The organism is Kitasatospora sp. NPDC059160, from assembly GCF_042755465.1.
Taxonomy (GTDB): Bacteria; Actinomycetota; Actinomycetes; order Streptomycetales; family Streptomycetaceae; genus Kitasatospora.
In genome coordinates this window covers 34,400-44,345 of the sequence record NZ_JBHZCN010000081.1, presented here as the reverse complement: position 1 = coordinate 44,345, position 9,946 = coordinate 34,400, and the positions used below count along the sequence as shown (strand labels likewise).

Genomic DNA, 9,946 nt, shown 5'->3' with positions numbered 1-9,946 from the left:
GTGGTGAACCACCACCCCGGGCCTCCGGCGTTCGCGGCCGGGCCGCAGGTCAGCCCTTGCTGCCCTGGCTGCCCTCCATGGCCCGCCGCAGGCTGCGCGGGCGCATGTCGGTCCACACCTCGGAGACGTGCTCCAGGCACGCCTGGCGGGTCCCCTCGAAGCCCTCCGCCCGCCAGCCGGCCGGGACCTCCCGGTCGGCCGGCCAGACGGAGTACTGCTCCTCGTCGTTGAGGACCACCAGGTACCGGCGGTCGTCGTCGGGCTCGCTCATGTTCGTCCTTCCGTTGGGGCCTGGGTGGGACCTGGGCCGGGCCTGGGCAGAGCCTGGGCGGGGCCTAGGCGGGGCCTAGGCGGTGGCGTAGCCGGGCAGGGGGAACTTGGCCGCCAGTTCGGCGACCTGGGAGGCGACCGAGTAGCGGACGTCGTCGGGCAGTTCGTAGCTGCGCGGCCCGAGCGGCGTGACGGCGGACAGCACGGTGTCGATCAGCTCGGCGCAGCGCCCCGCCTCCGCCCCGGACATCCCGCGGTGCGCGGCGCTGTTGGAGCCCAGCCGCACGCCGCCGCCGACCAGCGGCGGGGTGGTGTCGCCGGGCACCCGGTTCTTGTTGACCACCATCCCGCACTCCTCCAGCGCCTCCTCGGCCACCAGGCCGCTGAGGCCGCGGGTCCGCAGGTCGACCAGGACGGTGTGGTTGTCCGTCCCGCCGGAGACGATCGGGTAGCCGCGCCGGCCGAGTTCGGCCGCCATGCCGCGGGAGAAGGAGACGATCCGCTCGGTGGTGGCCGCGAAGGCCGGGGTCGCCACGATCGCGAGGGCGCGGGCCTTGGCCGCGATGCTGTTGAGCGCGGGCGCGCCCTGGTAGTACGGGAAGATCGCGCGGTTCAGGAAGGTGCCGAGGTCGCCGTTGCCCTTGGGCGCCGGGGCGTCGTGGTCCCGGCCGACCAGGATCAGGCCGCCGCGCGGGCCGAACAGCTGCTTGTGGGTGCAGGCGGTGGTGATGTGGGCGTGGTCGACCGGGCTCGGGTGCAGGCCGGTCGCGACCAGTCCGGCGACGTGCGAGATGTCGGCCATCAGGTAGGCGCCGACCTCGTCGGCGATGGCCCGGAAGCGGGCGAAGTCGACGATCCGGCTGTAGGCGGTGGCCCCGCAGATGATCACCCGGGGCCGGTGCTCCCGGGCAAGCTCGGCCACCTGGCCGTAGTCGATCAGCCCGTCCGCGTCCAGCCCGTACCCGACGGCGTCGAAGTACTGTCCGGCGTACGCGGCGGGGCTGCCGTGGGTGAGGTGGCCGCCCTCGGCCAGGTTCATCCCCAGCAGGGTGTCCCCGGGGTTCAACAGGGCGGACAGCACCGCGTAGTTGGCGGTGGTCGCCGAGTGCGCCTGGACGTTGGCGTAGCGGGCGCCGAAGACGCTCTTGGCGCGCTCGATCGCCAGGCTCTCGATGTCGTCGATGACGCCGCAGCCGGCGTGGTAGCGGCGGCCCGGGTAGCCCTCCGCGGTCACGTTGACCGCGGTCGAGGCCTGGGCGGCCAGCACCGAGGGGTCGACCACGCTGGAGGAGGCCACCAGCGACAGGGTGGCGTTCTGCCGGGCCTGCTCACGGGCCAGCACCCGGTGGAGCTCCGGGTCGTCGGCGGCGAGCTTCTCGGCACCGGCGACCAGCAGGTCGCGCACGGTGTCCTCGGTCTCGTCCGCGTCCTCCGGGGCGCGGCCGGGGGCGGGTGAAACTGACATGGGACCGTCCTTCGTCAGAGCGGCCGGGCGAGTTCGCGTGCCAACTCGGCCACGGTGGGAAAGTCGAACAGGGTCCAGACGTCGAGGTCCACCCCGAGGGCGGCCCGGATCCGGGTCGCCAGCTTGACGGCGGCCAGCGAGTGGCCGCCCAGCTCGAAGTAGTCCTCGTGCGGGCCGACCTCGGCGATGCCCAGCGACTGGGCGAACAGCGCGCGCAGGGTGCTCTCCAGGTCGGACCCGGTGTCCTCGGCGCCCTTCGCGTCCCCGGCGCCGTCGGCGGGGGCGGGGGTGAGAGCGGGGACGGCGGCGGGGGCGGGGGCGGGAACGGCGGCAGCGGGGGCGGCCTGGGCCGGGCCGGCCAGCGCACGGCGGTCGAGCTTGCCGTTCGTCGAGGTGGGCAGTGCCGCCAGCTCGGTGAACTGCTTGGGCACCATGTAGGCGGGCAGCACCTCGGACAGCGCGGAGCGGCACTTCTCCGGGTCGAAGGCGCCCGGCCCGGCGGGCACCACGAAGGCGGCCAGCCGCCGGGCATCGTCCTCCCCGACCGGGAGCACCGCGGCCTGCCCGACACCCGGCTGGGCGCGCAACACGGTCTCGATCTCGCCGAGTTCGATCCGGAAGCCGCTGATCTTGACCTGGTCGTCCAGCCGCCCGAGGTACTCGATCTGCCCGTCGGTGCGGTACCGGGCGAGGTCGCCGGTGCGGTACAGCCGCCCGCCCGGGGCGAAGGGGTCGGCGACGAACCGCTCCCGGGTCAGTTCCGGCTGCCGGTGGTAGCCGAGCGCGACCTGGACGCCGCCGATGCACAGCTCGCCCGCCACGCCGACCGGCACCGGTTCGAGCCGCTCGTCCACGACGTACAGGCCGGTGTTGGCGATCGGGCGGCCGATCGGCACGTCCCGCCCGGCGAAGTCCGGCGCGGCCTGCCAGTGCGAGACCTCGATGGAGGCCTCGGTGGGCCCGTAGAGGTTGTGCAGTTCGCAGTCCAGCTGCCGGAAGAAGGCCCGGACGGTGGTCGGGGTGAGCGCCTCGCCGCTGGCGAAGACCAGCCGCAGGCCGGCGCAGTGCCCGGCCAGGTCGTCCTCCTCCAGGAAGGCGTCCAGCATGGAGGGCACGAAGTGGATCACGGTGACGCCCCGGTCCCGGACGGTCCGCTTGAGGTAGCGGGTGTCCCGGTGCCCGCCCGGGCGGGCGACCACCAGGCAGGCGCCGGAGACCAGCGGCCAGAGGAACTCCCAGGCCGAGACGTCGAATCCGAACGGGGTCTTCTGCAGCACCCGGTCGTCCGGGCCGAGCGGGAAGCGCCGGCGCCGCCAGTGGACGGTGTTGAACACGCCCGCGTGGCGGTTCAGCACGCCCTTGGGGCGGCCGGTGGAGCCCGAGGTGTAGATCAGGTAGACGGGGGTGTCGCCGGTGATCTCCGGGCGTCCGGCCTCCGGCGCCTGCGCGCCCTCCCGGACGGCCTCCTGGACGGTCAGGGCGGTGACACCGGGCCCGGCGAGCGCCTCGACGTCCTCGGGGCGGCAGAGCACGGTGGCGGCGCCGGAGTCCTCGACCATGTACCGCACCCGGTCGGCGGGGAGTTCGGGATCGAGCGGCACGTAGGCGAGCCCGGCCTTGAGCACCCCGAGGATCGCCACCACCAGCTCGACCGAGCGCTCCAGGTGGATCCCGACGAAGCCGGAGCCCGCGCCCGCGGTCAGTCGGCGGCTCACCAGGGCGGCCCGCCGGTCGAGTTCGGCGTAGCTGAGCACCTCGTCCTCGAACTCCACCGCGGGCGCGGCCGGGGTCGCCCGCGCCTGCTCCTCGAAGGCCGCCACCACGGTCGAATCCGGGTACGGCGTCCGGGTGCCGTCGCCGTTCCACTCGGTGAGGATCCGCTCGCGCTCCTGCGGCGAGCCGAACCGGGCCCGGCGGACCGCTCCGTCGGGGTCGGCGACCAGCGCGGCCAGCAGCCGGGCCGTGTGCTCCAGCACCCGGGCGGCGGTGGCCTCGTCGAGCAGCGCCGGGTCGTACGCGGCCTCCAGCAGGGCGCCGGGGCCGGCCTGGCCCAGCCTGACGGTCAGCGGGACCTCGGCCCCGTCCACCGGGCCGCTCGCTCCGGCGACTTGACGCTCCACCTGCTGCCGGACCCCGCGCAGGTCGGCGTCCTCGTCGACCGAGATCCGCACCGACCCGGGCCCGTCCAGCGTCAACTCGACGTCCTGCTGGCCCGCGTAGTGGTGCAGCAGGACCGCGAGCACGGCCGCGAGCACCGCGTCCGCGCCGCCGCCGGGTTCCTCCGCCAGGCCCAGGAATCGCTCCAGGACCGGTTCCGGAACCGGATGCGTACGCGAACTGCCGCGTTCGGTCGGATGATTGGCGAGCCACCGGTCGCACGGCAACCGCACCAGGCCCACGGCCGCCGTCGTGACGAGGCCGCCGGCCACGTGTGTGCCGGTCATTCGCGACTCCCGGAAGTGAGCATGCACCGGACAGGTTCGAGATCAAGGGATACCGCACCGGCCGAGGTATGACAACCAACTGCCTTTCCCGTTGGACTTTTCCGGGGACTTTCCGGCCCACCCCCGGGGAGGATCTTCCGCAGAGTGCGTACGGCTGACAGACTGGACCGATGATCGCCCGCCCGCCGGCGCACTCCCTCCCGGCGCGGCCGAGGCATTGCGGGCGGCTCCGCGCCACCCCCGCCACCTTCCGACCTCGCCCCCGACGTTCCGACACTTCGATGGGAGCACGATGCCCGGTTCCGTCGGCGCGGCCGACCCGGCCGAGCGGTACGAACTGTCCTCCGGCCAGGAGGCGCTGTGGATGTTCGAGCAACTGGTACCCGGCACCGCCGCCTACCACGTCCCGCTGGCCTTCCGGCTGCGCGGCCCGCTGCGGCCCGAACTGCTGCGGGGGGCGCTGACCCTGGTGGTGCGCCGGCAGGAGGTGCTGCGCACCGCCTTCCGCGCGGACGACGGCGACCCGTACCAGCTGGTGCTGCCGCCCGGCGAGGCCGAGTTGCCGCTGTGCGAGGTCGCCGACGGGGCCGAGCTGGCGGACGCCCTGCACCGGGAGGCGCGTGAGCCCTTCGACCTGGCGGCGGGTCGGCCGTTCCGGCTCCGGCTGTTCCGGCTCGGCCCCGAGGAGCATGTGCTCAGCCTGGTGATGCATCACATCGCCACCGACGGCTGGTCCTTGCGGGTGCTCACCGACGAACTGTCCGCCGGGTACGCGGCACTGCTGGCCGGCAAGGACCCGGAGGCGGTGCTGCCCGAACTGCCGGTGCCGTACCGGCGGTACGCCCGGTGGCAGCGGGAGTGCTTCCAGGGGCCGGAGCTGGAGGAGCTGCTCGGCCACTGGGAGGCCGCCCTGCGCGACCTCCCGGCCGTCGACCTGGCGGCGGGGCGCAGCCGCCCCCGGCGCCCGTCCTTCGCCGCCGACCGGCTGGTGGTCCGGCTCGACCCGGAGCTGCACCGGGCGCTGACCGAACGGGCCCGGGCCGCCCGGCTCTCGCTGTTCCCGCTGCTCGGCGCGGCGTTCTCGCTCGCCCTGACCGAGCGCACCGGCCGCCCCGACACCGCCTTCGCCACCCTGTTCGCCGGCCGCGGCGAGCCGGAACTCGAACCGCTGATCGGCTACTTCGTCAACATGGTGGTGCTGCGGGCGGACCTCGCCGACGACCCCACCGTCGAGCAGCTCGCCGCCCGGCTGAACGCCGCGACCCTGGCCGCCATCGACCACGAGGTGCCGTTCGGCGCCGTGGTGCGCCGGCTCGCCCCGGCCCGCCGCCCGGGCCGCAACCCGCTCGCGCAGGTCACCCTCCAGCTGCGCACCGGCGGCAGCGCCCCCGGGCGCCCGGAGCTGCCCGGTGTCAGCTGCGAGGACGTCGACCTCTATCCCGGGCGGCACGCCTTCGACGCCACGGTGACCTTCATCGAGGACGGCCCGGACTTCCTGCTCAGCATCGAGTACTCCACCGAGGCCTTCGACCCGGCCTGGGCGGCCGGCCTGGCCGAACAGCTGCAGGCCCTGCTCCGGGCCGCGCTGGAGCGCCCGGGCGCCCGCGGCTCCGACCTGCTGGCCGCGGCCCCGTACACCCGTCACGAACCCCACCAGGGAGCCTCCTCATGACCGAGCACGCCGACCCCGTCCTCCCGGTGCTGTGGGGTGACCGGCCCGAGGCCGTCGAGTCCGGGCCGCTGACCGGCCTGCCGGCCGCCGCGCCCGCGGACCTCGCCGCCGGACTGGGCGCGCTGGTGCTGCGCTACGGCGGCCTGCGGCCGGTCACCGTGTGGGGCCGCGCCGAGGGGCAGCAGGAGTGGACGGCCTGGCGGATCGAGCCCGCCGAACTGGCCGGAACCGGATCATCCGCGCCCACCCTGGCGGCCTGCCGGGCCGCCCTGGCCCGGCACTGCGAGGGGTTCCCGGACGGGCGCCCGTTGGAGCTGTCCGTCCACCCGGACTCCTCCCCCGCCGTGTTCGCCCTCACCCCGGCCCCTGACGGCGGCTGGACGCTACGCGTGCGGGCCACCGCCCGGCCGGACGACGCGCACGCCCTGGACCGGGTCGCCGCGCACCTGGCCGCCTTCCTGACCGCCCCCGACGGGCAGCGGATCGACCTGGTCGACCACCTCACCCCCGCCGAGCGCGAGCTGGTCGCCGAGGTCAACCGGCCCGGGCCGCCGCTGACCGAACCGGTCTGCCTGCACCAGCGGGTGGCCCGGCGGGCCGCCGAGGCCCCCGAGCGGATCGCCGTGGTGCAGGGCGGGCTCAGCCTGACCTACGGCGAACTGGACGCCAAGGCCGAGGCCCTGGCCGCCCGGATCGCCGCCCTCGGCGTGGGGGTCGGCGGGCGGGTCGGGGTGGCCGCGACCCGCAGCGCGGAGCTGGTGGTGGCGGCGTACGCGGCCTTGAAGACCGGAGCCGCCTTCGTCCCGCTGGACCCGATGCTGCCCGCCCACCGCCGCGAGGTGCTGCACCGCCTCGGCCGGGTCGACGTGGTGGTCGCCGACGCCCTGGGCGCCGCGAACGGCGCCGACAGCAGCACGGGGGTGCCGCTGATCGTCCTCGGCCCGGTCGAGGAGCTGCCGGCCGCCCCGGCCGGTTCGCTGCCGTCGGTGCCGGTGACCGGCCGCGACCTCGCCTACGTGATCTTCACCTCCGGCTCCTCCGGCGAGCCGAAGGGCGCCCTGCTCGACCACGTCGGCCGGACCAGCATGATCCTGGACCTCAGCGCCCGCTACGAGCTGGGCCCCGGCGACCGGATCCTCGGCGTCTCCTCGCCGAGCTTCGACATGACGGTGTACGACGTGTTCGCCGCGCTGATGACCGGCGCCACGCTCGTCCTGCCGGAGCGCGGCCGGGAGAACGACGTCGAGCACTGGGCCGAGCTGGTCGAGCACGCCGGGATCACCGTCTGGCACTCCGTCCCGTCCTCGCTGGCCCAATTCCTGCGCACCTGGGGCACCGGCCGCACCGGCGCGCTGCGGGCCTTCCTGCTGGGCGGGGACTGGATCCCGCTGGCCCAGCCCGACGCCGTCCGCGCGGCCTTCCCGCAGGCCCGGTTCATCAGCCTGGGCGGCGCCACCGAGGTCTCCGTGGACAGCACCTACTACGACGTGGCCGCCGTCGACCCGCGCTGGCGCTCCGTCCCGTACGGGCGGCCGATGACCAACCAGAGCGCCCACGTGCTGGACGCCTTCGGCGCACCGGCGGCCGTGGACCAGCTCGGCGAGCTGTTCCTCGGCGGGCTCGGCGTCGGCTGGGGCTACCAGGACCGGCCCGCCTTCACCGCCGAGCGCTTCCTGCCCGACCCGTTCTCCGCCGTCCCCGGCGCCCGGCTCTACCGCACCGGCGACCTGGCCCGGCTGCGCGCGGACGGCGAACTGGAGCTGATCGGCCGGGTCGACCACCAGGTGAAGATCGGCGGGGTGCGGATCGAGCTCGGCGAGATCCAGTCCTGCCTGCGCGAGCACCCGGCGGTGGCGGACGCCGTCGTGGTGCCGGTGCGCGACTCGGCGGGCATCGCCCAGTCGCTGGCCGCCTACGTGTCCGTAGCGGGCCAGGCCTCCGTCGAGGACCTCCGCGCCCACCTGCGCGAGCGGCTGCCGGAAAGCATGGTCCCGGCCCGGGTGTTCGCCCTCGCCGAGCTCCCGGTCAACCAGAACGGCAAGATCGCCCGCCCGGAGCTCGAACGCCTCGCCGCCGAGGCCGCAGCGCCGGTACCCGACTCCGACCCGGCCGTCCGCACCGCCGTCGGCGAAACCTGGCACGAGGTGCTGGGCCTGCCCGAACTCCCCGGCGCCGCAGATTCGTTCAGCGACCTCGGCGGCAACTCCCTCGCCGCCATCCAGGTCGTCGGCCGGTTGAACCGCCGCTTCGGCACCGCACTGAAGGTCGCCGACCTGATCACGGCGGACACCGTAGCCGCAGTCGCCGCCATCGTCACCCAACGCCGCGGCACCAGCAAGCGCCCCTCCCTGCGCTGACGACAGAGGCCCGCCTCGCCGGGGCGGGCCTCCGTCCTGTCTGAATCAGCGCAGATAGGTCTCCCGCCACTCCAGCGTCGTCATGGTCAACGCCGCCTCCGCCAAGGCCTGCGCGGACGCCGTCTTCAACTTGGCCAGGCTGGAGTCGATCCACGGCTGAACATGGGGGTACCCGGACTCCCGGTACTCCACGGCCTGCACCAGGCACTCCAGCTTGTCCGCGTCGTGGGCGCAGATCACCTCCAGGCTGTCACCCTGCTCGTACTCCTCCACGATCCGCTGCACACCTGCCCGCACCGCCGGGTGCGCGGTCGCCACCTGGTCCGCGGTGACCGTCTCGTTGGGGGACGCCGAGAGGTACCGCCGACCGATGTGCGGAATGTCCCCGATCCGGGTCTCCTGGCTGTCGTGGAACGTCGCAAGGAGTGATGCCTTCGCCGGGTCGGCGCCCTCCATCATCGCCAGCACCGCCGCGATCACCGACGTGCGCCAGGAGTGCTCAGCGATCGACTCCGGATCCCGCACCCCGGCGTGCCACCAGCCAGTACGGCGCACCCGCTTGAGCACCCCCATCTCCGCCACGAAGGTCGCCGTACCGGCCGCGGCCTCGGCGGTGATGTCCTCTGCCATCAGGTACTCCTTCGTACGGATTGCTCGTGCACAGCGGCGAACTCACGCCGAGATCTTGAGGATAGGACCGGGCCGGCGCCATCGAGCAGCCTTTCCGACTGCGAGGCCAGCAAACCGGCGGTGTCCGGAGCCGCCAGAGGCAGCCACGGATGGAGGCGCAGCAGCGCCCACAGGGTGTGCGCATACAGCTCGGCGTAGGTCGGGGCCTCGTCAACGCCGCGCACCAGCAGCCGGAACAGGCGCACCGGGTCCAGACCGGACAGGTTGCGATCGGCCATGAACCGGTCGTCCGCCTGCTGTCCGCTGCCCGCGCCGAGCCAGTGCGCCCAGTAGTTGAGGTTCGCGACCTCGCCCTCGTCGTCGTCGACGAGCGCTCGTTCGATGAAGTCGATCAGTGGTTGCTGGTCGCCCTGCCTCGCCAGCGCGGTCGCCATGGACCGGGCCTCCGCCCACCGTTCCGACCAACCCCGCAGTCCCAGCACTCCCCGACCCCGGTAGAGGGTGTGCGCGGTCCAGGCCCGGGCCTCCGGCGTCCGGTCGTAGCTGGTGAGGTAGAGGGCCTGGCGCCGCAACAGGGGCGCTGCCGTCCCGGCCCGATGTGACTCCTCGGCAACCTGACGCAGGTGAGCGAAAAGCTGCTGCCGATCCACGGCCGTCAGCATCGGGGACTTCGGTGCCGCGCCGCGCCGAGAAGCAAGCGGCCGAGCAGAAACCACCGGAGGTGGTGTTCCCTGTATCGCCCAGCCGATCATGTGTGCCACGGCCCGATCGTGCACCCACCCGGCGAGCGGGTGAAGCAGAGCGTCACGCGGGGGATCGAGCGCAGCGGCGATGATCCGGTCCGCGTCCATCGCCGGGTCCAGCAGCGCCACCAGCACGGTATCCGCACCGAGTACGGGCAGTTTGCGCCGCAGTTCCAGAAGGGCCCCCGCCTTCATGTTCGCCAGCGGCCGACGGCCCGACTCCCAGCCCTGAACTGTCGCCAGATCCACGACCAGAATCTCAGCCATCCCACTCTGCGTGTGCCCGGCGGACTCCCGGCAGAGGCGCAGCACGAACCCGGCGAGGGTTCCGGTCACAGCGTGCACTCCTTCCGGACGGCACCCAA

General features: G+C 74.0%; 7 protein-coding genes. 2 read left to right on the top strand and 5 right to left on the bottom strand.

What is annotated here, in order from left to right:
- Positions 1-49: 49 nt before the first annotated feature.
- The 3 genes from ACFXOZ_RS29845 to ACFXOZ_RS29835 all read right to left on the bottom strand — a co-directional run bounded on the left by ACFXOZ_RS29845 (position 50) and on the right by ACFXOZ_RS29835 (position 4,179).
- Entirely contained in the window at positions 50-271 is a 222-nt protein-coding gene (locus tag ACFXOZ_RS29845; protein ID WP_375890505.1) for an MbtH family protein, read from the bottom strand.
- Between the two features lie 75 nt (positions 272-346).
- Positions 347-1,735 (bottom strand): serine hydroxymethyltransferase, encoded by a 1,389-nt coding sequence (gene glyA / locus ACFXOZ_RS29840; protein ID WP_380527725.1) that lies wholly within the window; start codon positions 1,733-1,735, stop codon positions 347-349.
- Positions 1,736-1,749: 14 nt separating this feature from the next.
- Positions 1,750-4,179, bottom strand: a complete 2,430-nt coding sequence (locus tag ACFXOZ_RS29835; RefSeq protein WP_380593332.1) for an amino acid adenylation domain-containing protein — start codon at positions 4,177-4,179, stop codon at positions 1,750-1,752.
- 292 nt (positions 4,180-4,471) lie between these two features.
- On the opposite strand from ACFXOZ_RS29835, the gene ACFXOZ_RS29830 reads away from it, so the two are divergent.
- Together ACFXOZ_RS29830 and ACFXOZ_RS29825 are read left to right on the top strand one after the other, a co-directional pair.
- Complete coding sequence (locus ACFXOZ_RS29830) at positions 4,472-5,851, top strand: condensation domain-containing protein (RefSeq protein ID WP_375890511.1); 1,380 nt, start codon at positions 4,472-4,474, stop codon at positions 5,849-5,851.
- The gene (locus tag ACFXOZ_RS29825; RefSeq protein ID WP_380593331.1) at positions 5,848-8,208 is read left to right on the top strand and encodes a non-ribosomal peptide synthetase; all 2,361 of its coding nucleotides are present in this window, start codon (positions 5,848-5,850) and stop codon (positions 8,206-8,208) included. Before ACFXOZ_RS29830 ends, ACFXOZ_RS29825 begins: the two co-directional genes overlap by 4 nt.
- A gap of 45 nt (positions 8,209-8,253) precedes the next feature.
- Here the strand turns inward: ACFXOZ_RS29825 and ACFXOZ_RS29820 are convergent, their stop codons facing one another.
- Positions 8,254-8,838 carry an HD family hydrolase gene (locus ACFXOZ_RS29820; protein ID WP_375890515.1) on the bottom strand — a complete coding sequence of 195 codons (585 nt, stop codon included), beginning with the start codon at positions 8,836-8,838 and terminating at the stop codon, positions 8,254-8,256.
- Positions 8,838-9,917, bottom strand: coding sequence for an XRE family transcriptional regulator (locus ACFXOZ_RS29815; RefSeq protein WP_380593330.1), 1,080 nt, complete (start codon positions 9,915-9,917; stop codon positions 8,838-8,840). The genes ACFXOZ_RS29820 and ACFXOZ_RS29815 overlap by 1 nt, the downstream gene beginning before the upstream one ends.
- Positions 9,918-9,946: the final 29 nt, after the last annotated feature.